The 22,031-nt window shown below is 66.1% G+C and carries 24 protein-coding genes; 7 read left to right on the top strand and 17 right to left on the bottom strand.

Going from position 1 to position 22,031, the window contains the following annotated elements; genetic code table 11:
- Positions 1-21: 21 nt before the first annotated feature.
- Together hemP and B9Y97_RS18120 are read right to left on the bottom strand one after the other, a co-directional pair.
- Positions 22-165, bottom strand: coding sequence for a hemin uptake protein HemP (hemP, locus tag B9Y97_RS09110; protein ID WP_085526437.1), 144 nt, complete (start codon positions 163-165; stop codon positions 22-24).
- Positions 162-320, bottom strand: a complete 159-nt coding sequence (locus B9Y97_RS18120) for a hypothetical protein (RefSeq protein ID WP_176224333.1) — start codon at positions 318-320, stop codon at positions 162-164. Before B9Y97_RS18120 ends, hemP begins: the two co-directional genes overlap by 4 nt.
- A gap of 175 nt (positions 321-495) precedes the next feature.
- On the opposite strand from B9Y97_RS18120, the gene B9Y97_RS09105 reads away from it, so the two are divergent.
- The gene (locus B9Y97_RS09105) at positions 496-957 is read left to right on the top strand and encodes a hypothetical protein (protein ID WP_085526436.1); all 462 of its coding nucleotides are present in this window, start codon (positions 496-498) and stop codon (positions 955-957) included.
- A 16-nt stretch (positions 958-973) separates the two neighbouring features.
- Positions 974-2,071 (top strand): THUMP domain-containing class I SAM-dependent RNA methyltransferase, encoded by a 1,098-nt coding sequence (locus B9Y97_RS09100; protein ID WP_085526435.1) that lies wholly within the window; start codon positions 974-976, stop codon positions 2,069-2,071.
- On the opposite strand, the gene B9Y97_RS09095 is transcribed toward B9Y97_RS09100, so the two are convergent.
- Positions 2,050-3,177: a Gfo/Idh/MocA family protein gene (locus tag B9Y97_RS09095; RefSeq protein WP_217809447.1), complete on the bottom strand. Its 1,128-nt coding sequence runs from the start codon at positions 3,175-3,177 to the stop codon at positions 2,050-2,052. The genes B9Y97_RS09100 and B9Y97_RS09095 overlap by 22 nt on opposite strands.
- A 126-nt stretch (positions 3,178-3,303) precedes the next feature.
- On the opposite strand from B9Y97_RS09095, the gene B9Y97_RS09090 reads away from it, so the two are divergent.
- Positions 3,304-4,674: an MBL fold metallo-hydrolase RNA specificity domain-containing protein gene (locus tag B9Y97_RS09090; protein WP_085526433.1), complete on the top strand. Its 1,371-nt coding sequence runs from the start codon at positions 3,304-3,306 to the stop codon at positions 4,672-4,674.
- A 121-nt stretch (positions 4,675-4,795) separates the two neighbouring features.
- Positions 4,796-5,497, top strand: coding sequence for a Crp/Fnr family transcriptional regulator (locus B9Y97_RS09085; protein ID WP_085526432.1), 702 nt, complete (start codon positions 4,796-4,798; stop codon positions 5,495-5,497).
- 220 nt (positions 5,498-5,717) lie between these two features.
- On the opposite strand, the gene B9Y97_RS09080 is transcribed toward B9Y97_RS09085, so the two are convergent.
- Entirely contained in the window at positions 5,718-6,944 is a 1,227-nt protein-coding gene (locus tag B9Y97_RS09080; RefSeq protein ID WP_085526431.1) for an NnrS family protein, read from the bottom strand.
- Between the two features lie 281 nt (positions 6,945-7,225).
- Entirely contained in the window at positions 7,226-8,089 is an 864-nt protein-coding gene (locus tag B9Y97_RS09075) for a bile acid:sodium symporter family protein (protein ID WP_085526430.1), read from the bottom strand.
- 122 nt (positions 8,090-8,211) lie between these two features.
- On the opposite strand from B9Y97_RS09075, the gene B9Y97_RS09070 reads away from it, so the two are divergent.
- Together B9Y97_RS09070 and B9Y97_RS09065 are read left to right on the top strand one after the other, a co-directional pair.
- Positions 8,212-8,820: an SCO family protein gene (locus B9Y97_RS09070; protein WP_085526429.1), complete on the top strand. Its 609-nt coding sequence runs from the start codon at positions 8,212-8,214 to the stop codon at positions 8,818-8,820.
- A complete protein-coding gene (locus B9Y97_RS09065; RefSeq protein ID WP_085526428.1) occupies positions 8,817-9,377 on the top strand; it encodes a TlpA family protein disulfide reductase in 561 nt (186 codons plus the stop codon). The genes B9Y97_RS09070 and B9Y97_RS09065 overlap by 4 nt, the downstream gene beginning before the upstream one ends.
- Positions 9,378-9,398: 21 nt before the next feature.
- Here B9Y97_RS09065 and B9Y97_RS09060 read toward each other — a convergent pair whose 3' ends face one another.
- From B9Y97_RS09060 to nosZ, 10 genes are all read right to left on the bottom strand, one after another.
- The gene (locus B9Y97_RS09060) at positions 9,399-10,286 is read right to left on the bottom strand and encodes an ABC transporter permease (protein WP_217809446.1); all 888 of its coding nucleotides are present in this window, start codon (positions 10,284-10,286) and stop codon (positions 9,399-9,401) included.
- Positions 10,283-10,762 (bottom strand): hypothetical protein, encoded by a 480-nt coding sequence (locus B9Y97_RS09055; RefSeq protein WP_085526427.1) that lies wholly within the window; start codon positions 10,760-10,762, stop codon positions 10,283-10,285. Before B9Y97_RS09055 ends, B9Y97_RS09060 begins: the two co-directional genes overlap by 4 nt.
- A gap of 4 nt (positions 10,763-10,766) precedes the next feature.
- Positions 10,767-11,630: an ATP-binding cassette domain-containing protein gene (locus B9Y97_RS09050; protein ID WP_085526426.1), complete on the bottom strand. Its 864-nt coding sequence runs from the start codon at positions 11,628-11,630 to the stop codon at positions 10,767-10,769.
- A 12-nt stretch (positions 11,631-11,642) separates the two neighbouring features.
- Positions 11,643-12,620 (bottom strand): NapH/MauN family ferredoxin-type protein, encoded by a 978-nt coding sequence (locus B9Y97_RS09045; RefSeq protein WP_085526425.1) that lies wholly within the window; start codon positions 12,618-12,620, stop codon positions 11,643-11,645.
- A 1-nt stretch (position 12,621) separates the two neighbouring features.
- A complete protein-coding gene (locus tag B9Y97_RS09040) occupies positions 12,622-13,401 on the bottom strand; it encodes a 4Fe-4S dicluster domain-containing protein (RefSeq protein WP_085526424.1) in 780 nt (259 codons plus the stop codon).
- A complete protein-coding gene (gene nosD, locus B9Y97_RS09035; protein ID WP_139828265.1) occupies positions 13,398-14,690 on the bottom strand; it encodes a nitrous oxide reductase family maturation protein NosD in 1,293 nt (430 codons plus the stop codon). The genes B9Y97_RS09040 and nosD overlap by 4 nt, the downstream gene beginning before the upstream one ends.
- A 7-nt stretch (positions 14,691-14,697) precedes the next feature.
- Positions 14,698-15,891 (bottom strand): hypothetical protein, encoded by a 1,194-nt coding sequence (locus tag B9Y97_RS09030; protein WP_085526422.1) that lies wholly within the window; start codon positions 15,889-15,891, stop codon positions 14,698-14,700.
- A 75-nt stretch (positions 15,892-15,966) separates the two neighbouring features.
- The gene (locus B9Y97_RS09025; protein WP_217809445.1) at positions 15,967-16,680 is read right to left on the bottom strand and encodes a c-type cytochrome; all 714 of its coding nucleotides are present in this window, start codon (positions 16,678-16,680) and stop codon (positions 15,967-15,969) included.
- A 14-nt stretch (positions 16,681-16,694) separates the two neighbouring features.
- Entirely contained in the window at positions 16,695-17,354 is a 660-nt protein-coding gene (locus tag B9Y97_RS09020) for a c-type cytochrome (protein WP_085526420.1), read from the bottom strand.
- 83 nt (positions 17,355-17,437) lie between these two features.
- Complete coding sequence (gene nosZ, locus B9Y97_RS09015; RefSeq protein ID WP_085526419.1) at positions 17,438-19,729, bottom strand: Sec-dependent nitrous-oxide reductase; 2,292 nt, start codon at positions 19,727-19,729, stop codon at positions 17,438-17,440.
- Positions 19,730-19,914: 185 nt separating this feature from the next.
- On the opposite strand from nosZ, the gene B9Y97_RS09010 reads away from it, so the two are divergent.
- Positions 19,915-20,370: a copper chaperone PCu(A)C gene (locus B9Y97_RS09010; protein WP_176224332.1), complete on the top strand. Its 456-nt coding sequence runs from the start codon at positions 19,915-19,917 to the stop codon at positions 20,368-20,370.
- Between the two features lie 29 nt (positions 20,371-20,399).
- Here B9Y97_RS09010 and menA read toward each other — a convergent pair whose 3' ends face one another.
- Both menA and B9Y97_RS09000 read right to left on the bottom strand, forming a co-directional pair.
- Entirely contained in the window at positions 20,400-21,278 is an 879-nt protein-coding gene (menA, locus tag B9Y97_RS09005; RefSeq protein WP_085526417.1) for a 1,4-dihydroxy-2-naphthoate octaprenyltransferase, read from the bottom strand.
- Positions 21,275-22,027, bottom strand: a complete 753-nt coding sequence (locus tag B9Y97_RS09000; protein ID WP_085526416.1) for a ubiquinone/menaquinone biosynthesis methyltransferase — start codon at positions 22,025-22,027, stop codon at positions 21,275-21,277. The genes menA and B9Y97_RS09000 overlap by 4 nt, the downstream gene beginning before the upstream one ends.
- Positions 22,028-22,031 lie beyond the last annotated feature (4 nt).

The raw sequence follows: 22,031 nt of genomic DNA, 5'->3' as shown, positions 1-22,031 counted from the left end.
TTTTCTGGTGTTCGATCTGTTTCATTTCGTGAGGATCAGCTTGCCCGCGCGGGTGATGCGCAGGGTATAGACCTGGTCGCCAAGAGCGATCTGCGCCTCACGGTGCCCGCCCAGCAGGTCTTCGGCGCGGTAGCGCGGCACGGTCTCGGGGGTTTGCGGCGTCATCGCGCCCGGGCCTCGTCCGAAAACCGGTCGAGCATGGCTTCAACGCCCTGCCCCGGCACAAGGCCGCTTTCGGCAAGAATGGCAAGGACTTCGCGCGTCGCATCGAGGGCAGACCGATTGCCTGCCGAACGGTCGTTTTGTGTTTCGATCTGCATCAGGGCACTCCATCGGATGGCTCTGGCTTCCCCTCTCACAGATCGGGGTGGCTGGTGTCTCCCTTTTCTCTTACTAAAACACTCGGACTTGTCAACCTGAGTTTTTCGCTCGGACTTTCCGTGCTTGACCGCCGACCGATTGGCCGCGCAACTTCGCAGAAGGAGGAAATGCCAAATGCGCGATACCAACGCCCCGCTGCCCGATACCGCATTCTGGCGCGCCTATGGCGGCAAGTTCTCAGGCACCTTGAACTGGCAGCAATTCGACACCCTCTTCGACCGTCTCGCGGCGGCCGGGGGCGAATGGTTCGTGTTTGATCCGACAGGCGATGCGCCCGATTCTCCGGTCCCGGATCTTGCCGAATCGCTCGCAGAAGCGCGCGCTTGCGTCGAGCAGGTGCGCAGCCGCTCCTATTGCGGAGCGGTCTTCGCCGACAGCTTCGAAGCCCCGGGCTTCGTGAAGGTGTTCGATCCCTACAAGATGGGCGGCGTCTGCGGCGGCTCGGGTGAACGGGTGTTGCCGCGCTGGATCTTTTCGCGCCTCGCGCCCGACCCGCTGCCGCTGATGCCCGAAGCGCCGGTCGCGAAAGGTGTTCTCGCGAGGCTCGTCGCTCAGGCTGGTGCAGGCCGGAGTTAACGTCTAGGCAGCGTCCATGACATTCGAGATCTTCCTGGTCGCCCCCCCGGGGTTGGAGCCCGTGCTTGCCGAGGAGGCGCAGGCGGCGGGCTTCGAAGGCGTGGCCACACTGCCCGGCGGGGTAACGATCACCGGCGGCTGGCCCGAGGTCTGGCGCGCGAACATCGCGCTCAGGGGGGCCACACGGGTGCTCGCGCGCTTCACCGAGTTTCGCGCTTTCCACCTCGCCCAGCTCGACAAGCGGGCCCGCAAGGTCGATTGGGCCGGGGTGCTGCGGCCGGACGTGCCGGTGCGGGTGGAGGCCACCACGAAGGGCTCGAAGATCTACCACGCGGGCGCCGCTACCCAGCGCATCGAGCGGGCGATCCGCGAGGAGCTTGGCACCTCGATCGCGAAAGATGCCCCGGTCCAGATCAAGGCGCGGATCGACGACAACCTGGTGACGCTCAGCGTCGATACATCCGGTGAAAGCCTGCACAAGCGCGGCCACAAGCTGTTCACCGGCAAGGCCCCGATCCGCGAGACCATGGCGGCGCTGCTGCTGCGGCAGATGGGGTTCACCGGGGCCGAACCGCTGGTCGATCCGATGTGCGGTTCGGGCACATTCGTGATCGAGGCCGCCGAGATCGCGCTGGGGCTCTTGCCGGGACGTGACCGCGCCTTCGCCTTCGAGCAGCTTGCCAGCCACGACCCCACCGCCGTGGCCGCGCTGCGGACAAGCCCGCCACGCGACACCGATCTGCGATTCTACGGTTTCGACCGCGACCAGGGCGCGATCAAGGGGGCTGGCGAAAACGCGGCGCGGGCGGGGGTGCAGGACGTGACCGTTTTCGCACGGGCCGCGGTGAGCGACCTTGCTCGCCCCTCAGGCCCGCCCGGTCTGGTGATGGTCAACCCGCCCTATGGCGGTCGGATCGGCGACCGCAAGCCGCTGTTCGCGCTCTACGGTGCCTTGGGCGAGGCCCTGCGGGCACGGTTCTCGGGCTGGCGGGTGGGGATCGTCACCAATGATGGCGGGCTGGCGAAGGCCACCGGCCTGCCCTTTCTGCCGCCCGGACCGCCGGTTGCCCATGGCGGTCTCACGGTGAAGCTCTACCGCACCGATCCGCTCTGACGCGCGATCCATGCGCCGTCCGCGGCGGAACTCTGCTGGCAGGCGTCGATGAACCACATGCCGTCCAGACCCGCGGCGATGCCGGGCAGGAGCGCACCGTCGCCGCCGCCGAGGATGAGATCGGCGGCGTCGCTGTAGAGATTGGCGAACCCTTCGAGGTAGCCTTCCGGGTGGCCGGGGGGCACCCGCGTCCATCGCCCCGCGCCGCCGCCGAGACCCGGCCCGCCCCGGGTGAGAATCTGGCGCGGCGCGCCGAACCGGGTGAAGGCCATCGCGTTGGGGTTTTCCTGCCCCCATTCCAGCCCGCCCTCGCTGCCGTAGATCCGCAGCCGCAACCCGTTTTCGTTGCCCACGGCAACCTGGCTGGCCCAGAGCATCCCGCGCGCACCACCTTCAAAGCGCAGGCGGATATGGGCGTTGTCGTCCACCTTTCGGCCCGGCACGAAGCTGTGCAACTCGGCCGAAAGCGCCTCGGGCTCCAGCGCGGTGACGAACTGCGCGAGGTTGAAGGCATGGGTGCCGATATCGCCGATCGCGCCTGCTCCGGCCTGGGCCGGATCGGTGCGCCAGTCGGCCTGCTTGTTGTGAACTTCACTTGCCAGCCAATCCTGCGCGTATTCCACCTGCACCACGCGGACCTCGCCAAGATCGCCGCGCGCCACCATCTCGCGCGCCTGCCGGATCAGCGGGTAGCCGGTGTAATTGTGGGTAAGGATGAAATGGGCAGGCGAAGCGGCAACCGCGTGGGCGATCGCCTCGGCCTGCTCGGGTGTGGCGGCGAGCGGCTTGTCGCAGATCACGTGGATGCCCGCATCCAGAAAGGCGATGGCGGGGGCGGCGTGCATGTGGTTGGGGGTGACGATGGCCACCGCCTCGATGCCGTCTTCGCGCGCGGCCTCGGCGCGCGCCATTTCGGCAAAATCGCCGTAGCTGCGCTCCGGGGCGATCCCAAGCTCCGCCGCGCTCGCCGCCGCGCGGGCCGGATTTGACGACAGCGCGCCCGCGACCAGCTCGAACCGGTCATCCATCCGCGCCGCGATGCGGTGCACGGCCCCGATAAAGGCACCCTGCCCGCCACCGACCATGCCCAGCCTGACCCGTCTCATGCCTTGCCCTCCCCTGTGCCCCCCGAGCTAACCACGCAGCGCCCCCGCGCGAAAGCCCCGGTTGACCTTGCGCATGGCCGCGCGCGGATCGAGCCGCTAGTCTTGGGCATATAAAGGGAGGACCGGATGAAACTGTCGTTCCATGGGGCCGCGCGCGGGGTGACGGGTTCGTGCCACCTCGTCGAATGCGCGGGCAAGAAGATCCTGGTCGATTGCGGCATGTTCCAGGGGCCGCGCGAGATCGAGGAGGAAAACGCGGCGCCCTTCGGCTTCTCGCCCGGGCAGATCGACGTGCTCCTGCTTACCCACGCCCACCTCGACCATTGCGGCCGCCTTCCGCTCCTGGTGCAGCGCGGCTTTCGCGGCGAGATCGTCGCCACGCCGGCCACGCACGACCTTGCCCGGCTGGTGATGCTCGATTCGGCTTACCTGCACGAGGAGGCCGGAAAGCGCGCCCAGCGCCACGGCAAACCGGGCGATGCGCTCTATGACACGATGGACGCGCTCGATGCGGTCGATCGTTTCGGGCGCACCGCCCGATACGGCGTCCCGATCGCGATTGCCCCCGGTATTACCGCCACGTTCTTCGAGGCCGGCCATATCCTCGGTTCGGCCTCGATCCTGCTCGAACTCAGCGAGGAAGGTCGCCACAAGTCGCTGCTGTTTTCCGGCGATATCGGCCCGCAGGACCGGCTCCTTCTCAACGATCCCGCGCCGCCGGAAGGGGTGGACATCGTGGTGATGGAATCGACCTACGGCGACCGCGACCACCGCCCGCTCGGCAACTCGCTGACCGAATTCTACGCCGCGATCCGCGCAACGCTGACGCGGGGCGGCAACGTGATCGTCCCCACCTTCGCGCTGGAGCGCACGCAGGAAATCCTGTTCGCGCTGCATCAGGGGGCCGCGCAGAACGCGATTCCGCGCACCCTGCCGGTCTATCTCGATTCTCCCATGGCGATCTCGGCCACCCGGATCTTCGGCCGCCACCCCGACGCGCTGCGCCCGGAAATCGCCGCGATGATCACTTCGGGCCGCGACCCGTTCGGCCTGCCCGGGCTCAAGGTAACCCGGGAGGCGGCGGACTCGATGAAGCTCAACGAGGTGCACGGCGGGGCGGTGATCATGGCAGGGTCGGGCATGTGCACCGGCGGCCGTGTGCGCCATCACCTGCGCCACAACCTGCCCAACCCCGACAGCAGCGTGATTTTTATCGGCTTCGCCGCCGAGGGCACCCCGGCGCGGGCGATCGTCGATGGTGCGAACGAGATCAAACTCCTTGGCAAGACCATCCCGGTGCGCGCCTCGGTGCATACGATCAACGGTTTTTCCGCTCATGCCGGGCGCAAGGACCTGATCGCCTGGCACAACCGCACCAAGACGCGGGAACGCACCTTCCTCGTGCACGGCGAAGAGAAACCGATGAAGGCGCTCGCCGAGGCCCTTGCCCCCGCGCGCGTCGATCGGCCGCGCCCGCACCAGAGCTTCGAGATCTAGGTTCGGGTTCGTGCCGTCAGGTACCGCTTGAGGCTGGTGGCGGCTTCGTGCCATGAGGAGGGCCAATGTCATCCTTCGCCCGTATCGGCACCACGGGGGAAGCCGGACCCAGGTGACTGCCATGCCAAGAGACCACATTGAAGTCGCGCGCGCGTCGCTTCTTCTTGCAAATGTGCCCAACGATGCGGTGGAGACAATCCTCTCGCACGCAAGCCTCATCGCCTTCAAACGCGGCGAACTCATTTTCGCGCAAGATGATCCGGCCGACGCGATCTTTATCGTGATCGACGGCTGGGTAAAACTTTACCGGATCGCGGCGTCGGGCAGCGAAGCGGTCGTCGGGGTTTTCACCCGGGGCCATAGCTTCGGGGAAGCCGTGGCACTGCGCGGGGCGACCTATCCGGTTTTTGCCGACACGGTGACCGACGGCACGCTGATCCGGATCGAGGCAAAGGAAATCCTCGCGCTCCTCAAGAAGAACCCGGAGGTGGCAATCTCGATGCTCACCGCGACTTTCGCACATTTGCACGGCCTCGTCGCGCAGATCGAACAGTTGAAAGGCCAGACCGGGCCACAGCGCCTTGCCGAATTCCTGCTCGATCTCACGAATGCGCCGATCGGCCCCTGCACGGTGGAACTGCCCTATGACAAGGTTCTGATCGCGGGCCGGCTCGGGATGAAGCCCGAAAGCCTCAGCCGCGCCTTTTCCAAGCTGCGCGAACAGGGCGTGACCGTGCGGCAGAACCGCGCCGAGATCAACGATATCGGGAGACTGCGCGTCTATGCCGAGCGCGACCGGGCCGAGGCATGGCACAAGCAGTGAGGCAAGATGAAGGGGGCGGTGACCGCCGCCCCCTTCTGGCCACAGCTTCCGTCCTCTCGGACCTCATTCGGCCGGCCGCTGCGACGGTACGGGACGCGGCAGATGAGCGCCGCGCCGTCTGTTGGTCGGCCTGAGCGGGCACCGCCGGCTCGGCACCCTGCCGACACAATCAATGATTGGCCTTTGTCGCCTGCGCGCGGCCGCGCGTCCTTGAGAAAAGTCAACGCGGCCCTGCAGAGGGTGGCGTCATCGGCGCGCGGTCGGCGCGCGGGCCCCAGAAGGCGGGCCAGAGGGCCGCGACGAACAGCGTGAAAGCGAATATCCAGACCGCGCCCGCACCAATCGTGGCCGGGAAGTAGGCCGCGCCCTGAACCTCGGACGCGATGAAACGGAGCAGGGCCGCGATCGGCACCAACGCATAGGCCATCACCAGCGGCACAGAGGCCACCAACGGGCGGCCCGAGTGGCCGAGCGTCGCGCGCGACATCACCGCGAGCGTCATCCCGCCGACACCGCCGATCGCCAGCACGTGAACCGCGGCGATTTCCGAGCGGCCGGTGAAGGCGGCCAGGCCCCACAGGATCAACCCCACCCCGACCAGACCGGCCGAGACGTGAAGCGCGGCGAGGATCGGGCGCAGCAGCGCATAGCGAAAACCCCATCGCCATTGCCGGATGATCTGCCCCAGCCCCGCAACCAGCGCGACACCGGCGGCCAGCCACGAGGCGGGCCAGATCAGGGCGGTTATCGGCAAGAGCGCCGCAGCGCCGATCATCACCGGGGCGAAGCCTGCGATGTCACGCGGCAGCGCCGTTTCGGGCATATTGTCGCGGTGCATGGCGTTTCGGGTAAACGCCGGTGTCACACGCCCGCCGAGCACAAGGATCATGCCCGCCAGCGCTAAGAGCCCCGCACGAGGTCCGGTCTCGCCGCCATAGTCCCACAGCCCGGCCCAGCCAAGATGGGTGACGAGGTTGGCGAACCAGAACAGCGCGAGGAACAGGAGAAACACCATGTTCTGGGGCTTGGGCCTTTTCACCAGCAACAGCGCGATCTTGCCCGCGAGCAGAACGACGAAGGAAAGATCGGCCAATGCGACAACGACCGGCGGGAGCACACCGGAGAACCACATCGCCAGACGGCCCGCCAACCAGAGACCTGCCGCAAACCCGATGTAGGCATGGCGCGCGCCCTGTGCACCGGTCCAGTTTGGCACGGCAGTGAGCAGGAACCCCGCGAGCGCCGCACTGCCGAAGCCGAACACCAGTTCATGCGCGTGCCACTCGTGCGGTGCCATCGCGAAGCTGAGATCGAAGATCAGGCCACCCAATGCATGGATGCCGAGATAGAGCACCCACCAGAGCATGGCGAGCACGGCGAACAGCCCTGCGGCGAGGAAGAACACGCGGTATCCTTCGCTGAAAAGCCGGATGAATGCCGCTCTCATTGGTCTGCCTCCATTTCGACTGGTCGGAGTATTCACGGATTTCCCGTGTCCGACTTAACAATTGTCAATTCAGCGCACCGGGTTTCGTGGCAAACAGGCTTTGCACGGGGTGTGGCCAGTCGCCGGTCAACCGCGCAGCGGGTCTTGTCGACTAAGTACCGCCGCGCACATGCTCTCCCCCCCGATGATCGTTCGCGGGATGCGCCATCTCCCTTCGCAGGCGCCCTGCCGCAAGGTCACACCCCGTGTCATCCACCCCGAAACAATGCCGCGCGACGCGCTCAGGTCACCGAATTCGCGCCGCGCCGGGTTTCGACCATGCGGGCCGCGCCGATGATGACCAGCGCCGCGATGTTCATCTCGACCGCGTAGATCAGCCCGGGAATCGCGAGCGCCGGCGCATCGAGCAGGGTACTGGCCACGAAGATCGTGATCGCGACGTTCTGCATCGTGGCTTCCACCATTATCGTCCGGCTGCGCGCCGCGTTCAACCTCGCGGCTGCCGCCGCCAGGATCGCAAGCACCGGCGCGGCAATCGCAAACAGCGTTACCGCCCAGCCGACGCGCGCGAAGGCCTCGCCCATCGCACCCCAGTTCTGCGCAAAGGTGGCCAGCACCATCAGTATGAACATCGCCCGCGCCACCGGGGTCAGCAGCTTTTCCACCCGGGCGGCGAAGGCCGGGACAAAACCGGCCAGCGCCATGCCGATGACGAGAGGCGCAAGCGCCACCGCCGTCATTCCGAGGCTGATGCGCCAAAGTCCGCCCGCCGCCGGCCCTTCCACACCCGCAAGACCGAGCACCAGCGGCAGGGTGAGCGGTGCGGCAAGACTGGTGACCAGGGTCATCGCCACCGACAGGCCGACGACACCGCCTGCCAGCAGGGTGACATAGTTCGAGGTAACGCCGCCGGGCGACGCGGCGACGAGCACGAGCCCCGCAGTCAGCAGCGGGTCGAGCCCGGCCGCGTGGCCGATCACCACCGCCGCAAGCGGCAAGCCGATCATCTGCACCGCGAGCCCGGTGGCCAGCGCCCGGGGGGCCCTCACCGCACCGGCGATATCGCGCGGTCGCATCCCGAGGCCGAGCGACAGCATCAGGATCATCATCGCGGCGGGCAGAAAGGCGGATAGCAGTCCGGTCATCTTGTGGGCTCTCCTCCCCCGAGCAATCGCCGCCAATGGCCGCCGATGCCGTGACAAAAGTCAAGGCGGCAACGTTTTGCCGGGCCTAGATTTCCAATCGGACAAAACACAGGACCTCACCCATGCTCACCCGACGCTCGCTGATCGCCGGCGCGGCGGCTCTGGCCCTCGCACCTATTCCCCTCCTCGCCCAGCATCAGGATCTCGGCGTGACCGAATCCGACTCCGAAGCGCCCTTGGCGCGGCGCTGGATGATGGAAGACACCCTCGGAAACGTGGTTACCAACCTCGACTATTCGGGCAAGTTCGTTCTGATCTACTTCGGATATACCGGCTGCCCCGATGTCTGCCCGACGACGCTCGCCACCTTGGCCGAAGCGATCGAGATGCTCGGCGAAGATGTCGAGCACCTCGCCCCGCTGTTCGTGACCGTCGATCCCGACCGCGACACGGCCCAGCTCTTGCGCGATTACACCGGGTTCATGCATCCCGCGATCATCGGCCTGCGCGGGCCGCTGGCCTATACCGACCACATGGTGAAGACGTTCAACGCGCGCTACGAGAAATACGTGCCTGATCCGGCAACGCCCGAGCGTTACTCGATCGATCACACCGCCTCGGTTGCGGTAGTGGGGCCGGATGGGCAACTGGTGAAACGCTTCCCCCACGGCACGCCGCCGGACCAGATCGCAGACGAAATGCGCGCGCTCATCGCAAGCCTGACGCAATGACCGCCTCTCTTGCCCGACGAGGCTTTCTCGCGGGCGCGCTCGGCGCGTTCGGGCAGGCGGCGCTTTTTCGTGCCGCATCGGCCGACGCGGCGCAGCTCCCCTCGGCCGCAGACCTCGCCCGGCCTGTCGATACCCTGCGCGCGGCCAGCGGGCTCTTGATGACAGACGAAACCGGGGCGCGGGTCGATATCGCACGCTACACAGGCGAAACCCTGCTCGTCGCGCTCTGGGCGCCGTGGTGTCTGCCCTGCCGGCGCGAAATGCCGGCTATGGCCCGCCTGGCAGCCCGGCTGGGGGACGCGCCCGTGCGCGTTCTCCCGCTCGCTTTCGACTGGCGCGGGGCTGCGAGCATCCGGCGCTTCTACCGTGAAACCGGCGTCGAGGGTCTGCCCATCCTGCTTGGCGATGGCGAGAACCTCGTCGCGACGCTGGGGGTCGAACAATTGCCCACCACGGTGGTGATCGACGCGAAAGGCCGCCATGTCGCCACGGTGACGGGAGAGGCAGTCTGGGACGACGACGCGACGCTGGCCTGGATGCTGGGCTTCACCGCCTGACACGCCGCCGGCCGCCGGGTCTCAAACCAGATCGCCGCGCGAGAACCGCCAGTATCCCAAACCGGCCAGCACCAGCCCGAGCGCAACCGGGTAACCCATCGCCCAGGCGACGTAGCCAATCACCCCGAAATGATCGAGGATCACGTAGGACGAGGGGCCGAGCAGGATCAGTTGCGGATCGAACAGGATCATCGAGGCGGTGCGGAAGCTCTGCAACGGGTTGGCGAGCGCGATGCCGATCACGAAATCCGGCACGAAGGTCTGGCGGATCAACACGGACAGCAGCAAGAGATCGAGCAGCGCCACCAGAACGAGCCAGATCAGCAGGCTCGCCCCCAGCGCCACTTCCGTTGAGCGCGACAGCGACGAGACGAGGAAGCCGAGGCCGAGAAAGGCCGCGGCGAGTGCCCCCACGAGCCCGGCATAAAGCCCGACGTGGCCCCACGGCACCGCGTGGCCGCGCGCCAGTCCGTAGATCGCCGCGAGCGCCAGCGCCACCGCAATCGGGGCCAGCACCAGAACCAGGCGGGACAGGAAACGCCCCCAGTACCAGACCGGCAGGCTGACCGGGAAGGCGAGCATGTATTCGAGGTTGCCCGCCTCGCGGTCGCCCACCATCGAGCGCGCGGTGGTGACGAGGATGAACAGCGGCAGCACCGCCATGGTGATCTGGATATAGGTGACGAGCAGGCGCGAAAGCCCGGTGAAGCCGAGCACCCGGCTTTCGGAAATCCCGGTAGTGATCAGCAGCACCATCAGCCCCACCACGACGGCGGAGTAGAAATGGAACCAGCGCGAGCGCAGGCTCTCGGCCAGTTCGAGCCGCATCGACAGGCCAAGCCCGGTGCGGGGTGCCGATCCGGGGCGGGCGACGGCGACTTCGAGGCTTTCGGGGGTCATTGCGTTCATGTCTCCTGCTCCTCGGGTGTGATGCAGCGCCAGGTCAGGCCGATTTCCATCACCTCGGCGTGCATCTCGTCGAACCCGACGGTATCGGGCCCGTTCGCCTCGACCGCGCCGAAGCCGTAATCCATCGGGCTCACGACGCCGGCAAGATAGCGCGCCGCGCGGGCATCGAGCCAGCGCGTGCCGGTTTCGTAGTCGCGCACCCAGAATTCAACGTCCGGGCTGTCGGCCCATGGCTGAATAGCGAGCCAGTGCACCGCGTCGCCGATATCGTCGAACTTGAGAAGGGCACGGTCGGGCCCGCCGCGCACCTCGGCGGCAAAATTGGCCTCGGAGATGATCATGCCGCAGATCGCGCAGACCTCGCGGCCCCAACGGATGTCTTCCGGCCCGGCGGTTTGCGGTTTGCAGGCGGCCAGAAAAGGCGCGACAGCGGCGAGCGCGATGATCTGGCGGCGGTTGATGACATGGCGGCACATCTGTTCAGCTCCGTCTCAAGATGTCGTTGTCGAGGGCCATGCGCTCGATCAGGCTGCCGTAGCGGGCGAGCAGGCCGAGAAAACGGAAGGTTTCGGCGGCGGGCACTGGCCCGGTGAACCGCAACCCCTCCGCATCGCCGTCGAATCCCCATTCGGCAAGCGCGCGGGCGAAGGGCGGGTGCGCCTCGGCCAGCACGATCTCGGCGCGGCGAAACTCGCCTTCGCGCAACCGGTCGATCACCGCATCGTCGAGCACCACGCGGCCGCGGTCGAGTTCGATCACCCGGTTGACCAGCGGCGCGACCTCCTCAAGCCGGTGCGAGGCGATCAGCATCGAGGCATCGTGACGCCCGGCGAGCTGGTCGATGAACACCGCGCGCGCCGCCGGATCGAGGTTGGCCGCGGGCTCGTCGAAGATCAGCAGATCGGCCGGGCGGGCGAGGGCGATGGTGACGAGCACCTTCTGCTTCTGCCCGCCCGAGAGCCGGTAGAACGGACGCCGGGCCACCTCGGCAAGGTCGATCCCGAGCGCCTCGGCGATGTCGGTCATCCGCGCCCGGTCGGCCCCGGCACCGCGCTCCGCGAAGGCCAGAAGCTCGCCGACCGGCATCCGCAGCGGCGGCGGAAGTTGCGGCACGAAGGCGATCCGGCCCAGCACGCTGGCGTCGCGGCGCTGCGCCCCGGTGCCACCGAAACGGATTTCGCCGTCATGGCGATAGAGCCCGAGGAGGCTGCGAAACAGCGTGGTCTTGCCCGCGCCATTCGAGCCGATCAGGGCGATCCGGTCGCCCGCGGCGAGCGAGAGCGACAACTCGTCGAGCACGGCGCGTTTGTCGAACCGCTTGGTGAGCCTGTCGATGGTGATCATGGCGCGCTCCTTTCAGATGATCTTGTCGAGCCCGCGCACGGTGAAGCTCAGCGCGTCCTGCGGGCAGACGTCGATGCACAACCCGCAGCGGGTGCAATCGGGGCCGATGAATTCGGTGGTATCGGAGGCGTAGCCCATCTTGGTGATCTCGAGCACATGCGGCACCAGGCAGACCTTGCGGCATTCGCCCTCGTGCAGGCACTTGGAGAGATCGTATTTCACCTGCACCGGTGCCACCGCCCCGGTGATGCCGTAGGTCAACCCGATCGGGCAGACGTAGCGGCACCAGAACCGGCGCGAGAAAAAGATCTCGATCCCGAGCAGGAAGATCACCCAGATCACCGCCACGGTTGGCCCGTAGATCAGCGCGCGCGACACGATGCCGACCGGGTTGATGTATTCAAACACGGTGTAGCCGGTCAGGAAGGCCAGCAGCATGAATATCACCCAGAGCACCAGCCGCAGGCCGCGGTGGAACGGATGATCCTTGACCCAGCCCTTCGCGTGCAGCCAGAGGTGGATCGCCTCGGCCCATTCCGCCAGCAGGTGATAGGGGCAGGCCCAGGAGCAGAACGCGCGCCCGCCGACAATCCACCACAGCGCCACCACCGTGACGGTGCCGATCACGAGGTTCAGCACCACTTCGCGGAAGGCAAGAAACACCTGAAGCGCGGCGTTCGGGTCGGCCATGTGAAAGCCGAGGAAGCGCGAGGCCGAGAGCGAGCCTTCGACAAGTTGCACATCCCAGGCAAAGGACACGATGAACAGCCCGTTGATGATGATGATCGAGGCCCAGCGCCGGTTGCGCCACTTGCGACGGACCACCGGGTGGGTGTGCTCGTCGGCGATCAGCGCCTTGCGCTTCTCGACTTCCGGCTTGGTCTTCTTGAAAACCTTCATCTCGCGGGCGGCGTCGGTTTCTTCTTCGGGGCCCGCCTTGCGCGGTTCGGCCCCGAACATCATTGCCAGCTTGTGCAGGAACCAGCGCATGTCAGCTCTCCAGAACGATGGCGGGGTCGATGACGATGGCGGCGGGCTCGGCCGGGCACATCATCTCGCAGGTGCCGCAGCCGACGCAGGCGTCGTGCACCACCGGCATGCGGCGCTTGTCGGCGGGATCGTCCGACATCGGCGCGAGCAAGATCGCGTTCTCGATCGGGCATTCGCGCACGCAGAGGTCGCAGATTTCGAGGTCATAGGGGTGCGAGGCCACCGGCTGCGGCACCCAGCGGTCGATCTCGGCGTAGCGCAGGAGGCCTTCAAAATCGGGGCCCCGGGCAAGACCCTTGAACCCCTGCCCCTTCATCGCGAGGCAGGCCTCGGGCCGCGCCAGCCGGGCGAAACCCATCTTCACATCTTCCTTGTGGGAAATGTCATGGCTCAGCGCCCCGGTCGGGCAGGCCAGCACGCATTGCACGGCATCGCAGGAAAAATCGCAAGCCTGGGCGCGGGCGTTGATGTAGGGCACGCCAAGGCCGAAACCCTCGTCGCCATCGGCAAGCTCGATCGCCTTGACCGGGCAGACCTGCACGCATTGGCCGCACTTGATGCAGGCCGCGAGAAAATCATCCTCGGGGATCGCGCCGGGCGGGCGCAGCCGGTCGAAGATGCGGGTGAGCACCGGGTAGAACCCGACCAGCCCCGCGGCAAGCGCGGCAAAGCCGGCGCCGACCGATCGCAGGAGCATGCGACGGCGCTCAAGCTCGCGCCGGTTGAGTTTCTTTTTCGGCTTCCCCGGCCGGGCCGGGGGGGTTTCGGCTGCGTCTGTCATTGGGTCAGAAGCTCCAGGGCGGATTTGGGCTGCGCCACAAGCGGTTCGCGTGGCGCGGTTTCGGCGCGCGCGGCGGCGTGATCGACCGGGTCGAGCAAGGGATCGACCTCGCGCAAGAGCAGTTTGGGTTCGGAAAACGGCGCGAGGCGTTCGACGAAATCGAGCGCGGCCAGCGCCAGGCCGCCGCGGAAGAACGCGGCGGGCGGCAGGTCCATCCAGAGCCGGTCGGCGTAGGAGTAGATCTCGTACGGGGCATCGCCGATGCCGTCGCCGTCAGCATCGAAGCCGGCGAAATCGTCCCAGTGGTTACCGGCCCAGGTTTCCTTCAGCGCGGTGCCGCGTCCGCGCACCGAGATCTGGGTGAAGTTCGAACGGAAGTTGTTGTCGGAGAAGTGGTTGCCCTTCCACTCGGTGTGAAACTCGATGCCGATGCCGTTGTAGGAGATCTCGTTGCGATGAAACTCGTTGGTCTTGTCGGGATCCCACGGCGAGGGATCGAGGTAGATGCCCACGGCATTGCCGAGGATCAGGTTGTCTTCTACCACCGCGCCGGAGGTTTCCTTGAATCCCACCCCCATGCCCGCCGCGCCCCAGGCGCGCAGGATCTGGTTGTGGCGCACCTTCAGATCGTTGGAATACATCAGGAACACGCCAACCACGCAGTCGGAAATCTCGTTATGCTCCGCGAAATTCTCGTGGGCATACATGAAGTGGATGCCGTAGCGCCCGTGCTGGATGCGGTTGTGCTGGATCCTGTTTCCGCGCGAATACCAGACCACCACGTCGCGCGAATGTTCGATGTGGTTGTGCTCGAAGATGTTGTCGTTGGAATACCAGATCCGCACGCTGTCGCCGCGCAGTTCCAGCGGCATGTCCTTCGAGCTGATGTAGTTGCGGCGGAACACGTTGTTGGAGGCCTCGGTGAGATCGAGGCCGAACAGGCTGTTCTCGATCCGCACGTCGCGCACCACGTTGAAATTGCCTTTCACCCGCAACCCGGCGTCGGTGTTGTTGTGCAACCGGCCCGAATTGCGGATGGTAAGGCTCTTGAGCGTCACGCCATCGGCGCGGATCGTCACCACCGTGCCCGCGCCGCCGCCGTCGATCACCGCCGCGCCCTGCCCGTCGATCACCACCGCGCGCTCGATCACCACCGGGCCGTCATAGACCCGGGGTTCCAGCACGATCTCGGCCCCGTCCGGCGCGGCGTCGATCATCTCCTGCAACGATTGCGCAGAAGCGAGGGTGCCCGAGGCGAGCAGGATCAGCAGGGAAAGCAGCCAGCGCATGATCGCCTCACATCGCCCGTGCCGCGTCACCGGCGTTGGCAAGTTGCTTGCGCCGGATCAGTGCGGCGAGCAGCAGCAGCACCGAGGCCGCGACCATCAGCCCGAAGCCGATATCGGGGTAGCTGTGAGTCGAGAACTGCGCCACCTTGCCGTCACCGAAGACGGTGGGCATGAAGGGCTTCAGCGTGAAGGCGCCCATCGCGTTCAGGCTGTGGCCATACCACCAGAGCCAGCCCGCATATTCCGCGAGGAAGCCCACCGGCACCGCCGCCGGAACCAGCACGAGGAGCCAGTAGAAGATCCGTCCCGTCGAGAGCGCCGCGAAGACCATGAACGCCATCGCCGCGAGCACGACCCAGTAGAGCACCTTTGCCACCGTGGTCATCGTCGCCACCAACGGATCGTTGCGTTCGGGTTCGTTGAACCAAAGCCCGAGCGATCTGGCGTAGTGCCACCGGAACACCTGCATGAGCGAGCCGGTCCATTCGTCGCGCTCGGCTTCGGGCAGCTTGCGCTGGTCGGTCTCGTAGGCCGACTTGAGGGTCGCCATCAGCGCCGTGCGATCGCCGCTGGCGACATCGGCCTTCGCCGTCTCGTCTGCGCCCTCGCCCTCGCTCTCGGCAAGCGATTGGCGCAACATCTGCACGACCGGAGAAAGGTCCTGATCCTTGATCTCGTCGCTCGCGTCCTGGCCAAGCGAGACCACCAGCCCTTCGAGATAGCCCGGCGTATGTTTTGCCGCGCCGTTCTCTCCCCAGACGGCCATCGTCATCCAGACCGCGATAGCCCCATAGCCGGCGACGGAAACCACGACCCGCGAGCGCCGCCCGGGCGCTGCGAAGGCCAGCGCCATCACCCCGATCATGGCGAACAGGAAGGGCGAGAAGGCCTTCTCGACCGGCCCGCCGGAGGCGATGGGGTACATCCCGACGTAGTGGTTGATGGTGTCCATCTCGTGGACGCAGTTGAGCGCTTCGGTCTCATCGACCTCGGCACTGTCGCGGATCTCGCAGCCGTTGCGCACCGAGTCCATGTGGAAGAGAATCTTGATCCCCTGCGGGAAGGTCGCCTCGGGGTAGTTGGGCGCCTTGAGCGAAACCCACCAGCCGGGCTGGAAATATGCGGTGGCGAGCAGCACCACGGCGATCACGGTGAGCGCGCGGTAGATGATCCCGCGTTTTTGGGATGCGGCCTTGTCCATGGAGCGAGGTCCTTTTGGGTTCGGGGGCCGGGCGGGCGGTCGGTCACCCGCCCGGTCCGGTTGGCGTGGAAGCGGTTACCAGTCGAAATCCGGGTTCGACCAACCGGGCTCGGCCACCATCTCCGGCGCGGGCTTGAGCCGGCTGACGTAGTCGAGCACCGCCTTGGTGTCGCGCTCGGTGAACCACTGGATCTGTTCGACCATCTCGGGGTTGGCGTTGCGCCGCTTGCCTTCCTTGATCCACTGATACTGGCGCATCAGGTATTCGTAGTGCTGGCCCTGGATGCGGGGGTAGAACTCCTCGTTCGATCCCTCGCCGTTCTCCTTGTGGCACTCGACGCAGTTCTCGGCATAGAGCTTGGCGCCGTGTTCGAGATCATCGCCCTCGCCCAGACCGGGCTCGGGGTTCATCGGCAGTTGCGCCATGTAGGCCGCGACATCGGCGATCGACTGCGAGCCGCCGATTTCCGAGGGCAGCGCGAAGGGATACATCGTCGGGTTGTCGCGGTTAAGCGCGCGGATGTCGGCAAGCTGCTTGATCGTCACGTTCGGGTGCTGCCCCGCGATCTGCGGGAAGGTGCCGTCGACGAGGCCCCAGCCGTTCACACCGTGACAGGCCGAGCAGATCTCGTAGACGTAAAGGCCGTTTTCCAGATCAGGCTCAAGGCCCAGCGCCTCATCCTGCTCGCCGCCGCCTTCGTTCCAGCCGTCGGCGGGGGTGTGGGTTTCGTCGGCCATGGCGGGCAAGGCCATCGCCATGAGCGCCGCAGTTAAGATGGTCCGTTTCATTTCGTGTCCTTTCTTCATTTTTCGGAGCGGTCGATGGTCGCGAGCCAGGTGGCCATCGCGAGGATCTCTTCGTCGTCGGCTTTTCGGATCGTGCCGAACATCAGCTTCGACTGGCCCGAGGTGCGCACCTTGTCGCGGATCTCGGTCATCGCGCGGGCCGCGTATTCGGGGTTCATGCCCGAGATAAAGGGATAGCGCTTGTTGCTCGGTCTCGACCCGTCGGGCCCGTGGCAGGAGCGGCACCCAAGCTGGCGGTAGGCCTTCTCACCGGCTTCGAGCAATTCGGCGCTTGGGGCCGGGTCGAGCGGCTTCGGCGGGGCAGCGGGCAGGCTTGCCAGCCACGCCGAGACGTTGTTGATATCGTCTTCGGAGAGCAGGTGCATGATATCGACCATGCCCGTCACGTAAGGATGCCCGGTGGCCGGGTCGGTCGTGCCGACGCGCTCGCCATCGCGGATCACTTCCATCTGTTCGATGAGATATGCCTCGTTCTGCCCGGCGAGCATCGGGTAGCTCAGCACCGGCTTTGCGCCTTCGCGGCCGTGGCAGGCGAGGCAAGTCTTGGTCATGTAGACGCCCTTGCCCGCGCGCAGTTCCTCGTCGGAAGCGGCAGTGGCGGCCGAGGCGGCAAGCGCCATCAACGCGGCAAGTGCGGTTGTCTTGATTGGTTGCATGGTGTCGGTCCCCGGAAATAGGCTGTTCGCGCCTTGCGAGTGGAGCCCGGGCGGCAGCAACAGCCACCGCCCGGACCTTTGACTTACTCGGCGGTTTTCACCGCGCCGTTTTCGTCAAGGTAGTTCTTGGCGCGCAGGCCGATATCGGCGGCCTTCACCTGGTATTGCCACCATTGGCCAGCCCAGAGCGTTGCGTTCTGCCAATCCTCTTCGGCGGCCGCGGCCTCCGATTTTGCCTTGGCATCCTCGGCAAAGGTGAGCTGGTCCGTTGCGTCTTCCACCAGCGCCGCGACATCGGGGAAGTCGGTGTAGTTGCGCTCGGTGATGTAGACCACGACCGAGTCGATCACTTCCTGCGTGGCGAGGTTGTTCTCGACCTGCTTGGTATAATCGGCCTCCGAGTAGCTCACGCCTTCCTCGCCTGCCTTGGCCTCATCGACATAGCCTTCGGGCCGCACCAGCAGGTACCCGGTCATCTCCAGGTGCAGCGCCGAGCAGAACTCGGTGCAGTAGTAGGAGTAGACGCCGGGCCGGTCGGCCACGATCTTCGCCGTCGCCGTCTTGCCCGGCTCGAGCGAGAGGTTGACGTTGAAGTTCGAGATCGAGAAGCCGTGGGTCTGGTCCTGGGCACGTTCGGAGTTGGTGATGATGAACTCGACCGTATCACCCTCGTTCACCTCGACAATCTCCGGCGTGAAGTGCGAGCGGATCGCCGTCATGTAGACCTTCACGTTGGTGCCATCACGCTCGATGCGTTCCTGCCCCGGACGCACCGCGCCCTCGTGGCGTTCGCCGGTCCGGCTGTTGGTGCCATACTTGTAGCGCACCAGAGGCTTGAGCTTGTCGGCGGCGATGGCGGCGGCGTAGTGCGGCTCGCCGAGCGGCACCGGCATGTCGTAGAGCAGTTCCATGGTGTCGCCGGAAATGTCGATAAGCTGGTGGTTCTGCGGGTGCAGCGGACCCACCGGGTTGAACCGGTCAATCGCCAGCTTGTTAAGCGAAATCAGGTATTTGCCAGCCGGGTTGACGCTTTCGCCCTCCATCGCCACGAGGTGGCCGATGTTGTAGTGGATCGAGAGCTTGTCGAGCACCTTGCCTTCGCAGTAGTCCCATTTGACAACCTGGCTGTCGACGTAGAGCGAGGTGTAGACCACGCATTCCTTCGAATCGAACTGGTTGTGCAGCGGGCCGAGGCCAAGCGGTACCTGCGTGTGCAGGGCATCTTCCATCGAGATGATCGGCAGGCCGTAGGGATCGGTGCCGGAAAAATCACCGGCTTCGATCGCGTCCATGATCTTCGAGAAGGAATAGACGCTCGCCTGGGTGTCAAGCTTGCCGCCGACAACGATGAACTCGCCGTCCGGCGACACGTCGACGCCATGCGGCGATTTGGGTTCGGCGATCAGGTAGACAAGGCCTTCCTCGATCGCGGTGTCCATCATGATCACCGGGTGGTCGTTGATCATCTCGACCTTGCCAGCTTCGTAGACCTCGGCGGCCTTCTTCCAGTTGATCACGTGGAGAAAGTCGGTGTCGGCCTGCGAACAGCCCGCTTCGAAAGGCGGACGGCCCGACTCGATGCCGCCGACATAGCGCTCGGCGCAGAACGAGTTGGTGAAAGACCAGCCGTCAGACACCAGCTTGCCGGCATCGGAAAGGTCCTGGCTGTAGGGCGGCAGTTCGAGCGAGAAGCTCTTGCTCTCGTCGATCCGGCCGGCCTCGCGGTCGAATTTCCAGTAGGTCACCGCGCCGCGATACTTCTCGTTGAACTCGGAGAGCGGCGCGAAGCCACGGCCGAGCACGCCGGGGTATTGCGCGGCGTCGATGATGTAGTCGGTGTTCGGCGTCACGAAGGCGCCGCCGTGGGTCGATTGCAGGATCGGGTTGACCACGATTTGCTGGGTTTCGAAGTCATGAAGGTTGACGAGGCCGATGCGCGGGCTCGACTTGTCGTTGATGAACAGGAATTCCCCGTCGAGGTTGCCCTCGGTTTCCGAGATCGCCGGGTGGTGGGTATCGCCCCAGTGGATCTCGCGCCCGTCGATGTAGCCCGATTCGAGGATCTTCTTGGATTCCTCGTCAAAGCCGAAGCCTTGCCACGGTTCGGGCGTGAACACCGAAACGTATTTCAGGATCCGCATCGAGGGCACGCCGTAGACCATGATCTGGCCCGACTGCCCGCCCGATGCGAACACGATGAATTCGTCCCGTCCGCCGGTCGGCGTAAAGGTTTTTGCCGCGGCAAGCAGATCCTGCTGTGTCAACCCGCGGCGCTCCATCACCTCGTCCAGCGATTGCGCGGTGGCAACCGTTGGCAAGGTGAGGCCCACCGCCGCGGCTGTTGCCAGCAGGCTATGGAAAATGGTCCTGGCCATTTCAACGTCCCTTTCGTGCGGACCGGTTTGCTTGAAAATTCCCCGTGGCACGGCCGGTCCGAGACCCGTGCCGCCTTGCTCCTCACACGGGCGTGAGGGGCTCTCCTTGACTATTGTTAAGGCTGCGACCGCTTGTCCCGGTCATGACTGGGGCAGAATTCGGACCTCATGAATCGGAGACCCAAATGACCTCTCGCCGCGCCTTCACGCTTGCGCTGGGTGCCGCCCTTTGCCTTGCCGCTCCCTTGGGTGCGCAGGGCACCGCCACCGAAACGCTGGAGATCGCGGGCGGCTTCGCGCGCGCCTCGCCGAAGGTGGCAAGTGCGGGCGCAGGCTTCATGACGATCCGTTCGCTGGGGCCGGCCGACCGGCTCATCGGCTTTCGCTCGCCGATCTGCGAGGGACCGGAATTGCACACCCACGTGAACGAAAACGGCATGATGCGGATGCGCGAGGTCGAGGCGATCGAGATTCCCGCCAATGGTGAGGCGGTGCTCGAACCGGGCGGGCTTCACCTGATGTTCATTGATCTGGCGTCCCAGCTCGTCGAGGGGGAAACGGTCGAGGTCACCTTGCAGTTCGAACAGGCGGGCGAAGTGACGCTTGCCATCCCGGTGAAAGGCCCCGGCGCGATGCAGTGAAACGGTTGCCGCCTACGCGGCAGCCATTCTCATCCCAGCGCCACCACGAGCAGGAGGGCAAGCTGGAACAGCGCGGTCTGCGCGATCAGCCGGTTCAGCCGCGCCGAGATCGGCCAGTGCCACATCGCGTGACCGAGCCAGAGCGCAAGTGCCCCGACCGGAAACAGCCACGGCCCCGCGCCAAGCCCCGCGCCGAGCGCCACCGCGCCCAGCAGTGTTGCGAAATAAGTGAGCTTCGACGCGGCGGGGCCGATCACGATGGCGAGCGTGCGCCGCCCGGCACGGGCATCCTGCAGCCGGTCGCGGTGATTGTTGAGCATCAGCACCGCAGCACCGGGCAGGCCCACCATCAGGCCAACAAGAAGTGTGCGGGTGGCGAAGGGATCGACCCCCTGCAGCCACGCGGTACCGGAAACCGCAACCAGCCCAAAGAACGCGATCACGAGGAGCTCCCCGAAGGGCAGGCCGGAGAGCGGCCGAGGCCCCATCGAATAGAGATAGCCCAGCGCCAGCGAGACCAGACCGATGGCGATGATCGGCCAGCCGCCCACGGCGACGAGCCAGAGACCGGCCAGCACTGCCACACCGAAGGCGGCGAGCGCGGCGCGGCGCACCTCGGCACCGTCGAGCAGCCCCAGCGCCGTCATCCGTGGCGGCCCGAGCCGGTCGGCCCGGTCCACACCGCGTGCGGCGTCGGCGGCATCGTTCCAGAGGTTGGTGCCGATCTGGATCGCCCCGGCGGCAAGCATCGCGGCGATCATCACGCCGGGCCGCCACTGCCCCGCCTCGGCGGCGAGCCAGCTACCGGCCCAAACCGGGGTCTGGCTGAGCGATACGGTCTTGAACCGCGCCGCGAGCACCCAGAGCGCCGGTTTCGGCAGCGCCGAGAGACGGTCCGCCCCGTTCATGGTTTCACCGCGATCTGCATGCGGGCCACGCCGAAGACGAATGCGCGCTCCTCGACAATATCGAGCCCTGCCCTGGCAATCTCGCGGGCCACATCATCGCGGCCGGGAAACCGCTCGATTGATTCGACAAGGTAGCGATAAGCGCCCCTGTCACCTGCCACCAGCGCGCCGAGGCGCGGGATGACGTAACGCGCGTGCAGGCCGTAAAGCGGCGCGAACCACGGCTGGGGTTTCGAAAACTCAAGCAGCACGAGCTTGCCGCCGGGTCGCAGCACGCGCACCACCTCGGTGAGCGCGGCGGCCGGATCGGTCATGTTGCGCAGGCCGAAGGAGAGCGTCACCATCGCCGCAGACCCATCGGGGAAGGGCAAGGCCTCGGCCGGGGCATGAACGTAGCCAAGGGATGCGCCGGACCGCGTGCGGGCCACGTCGAGCATGCCGCTTGAGGCGTCCACCACGACGATCTCCCGCTCCGGCAGGCGCTTGCGCAGGCCGAAAGCGATATCGCCGGTGCCGCCCGCCAGATCGAGCACCGGCCCGGGATTGCTGTCGAGATGTGCAACCGCGCGCGCGATCATCGCATGCTTCCAGAGCCGGTGGGTTCCGAAGCTCATCAGGTCGTTCATCAGGTCGTAGCGGGGGGCGATACGGTCAAACAATCCCGTCACCGCAATGCGGCGTTCCCCGGGCGATACCGCCTGCGCTCCAAATGTGGTGCGCAGGGCTTCCAGCTTAGTCGCGCGTTTCATGGTG

The sequence above is a fragment of the Maritimibacter sp. HL-12 genome (assembly GCF_900177545.1).
Taxonomy (GTDB): domain Bacteria; phylum Pseudomonadota; class Alphaproteobacteria; order Rhodobacterales; family Rhodobacteraceae; genus Sinisalibacter.
This window is presented reverse-complemented; position numbering and strand designations above follow the sequence as displayed.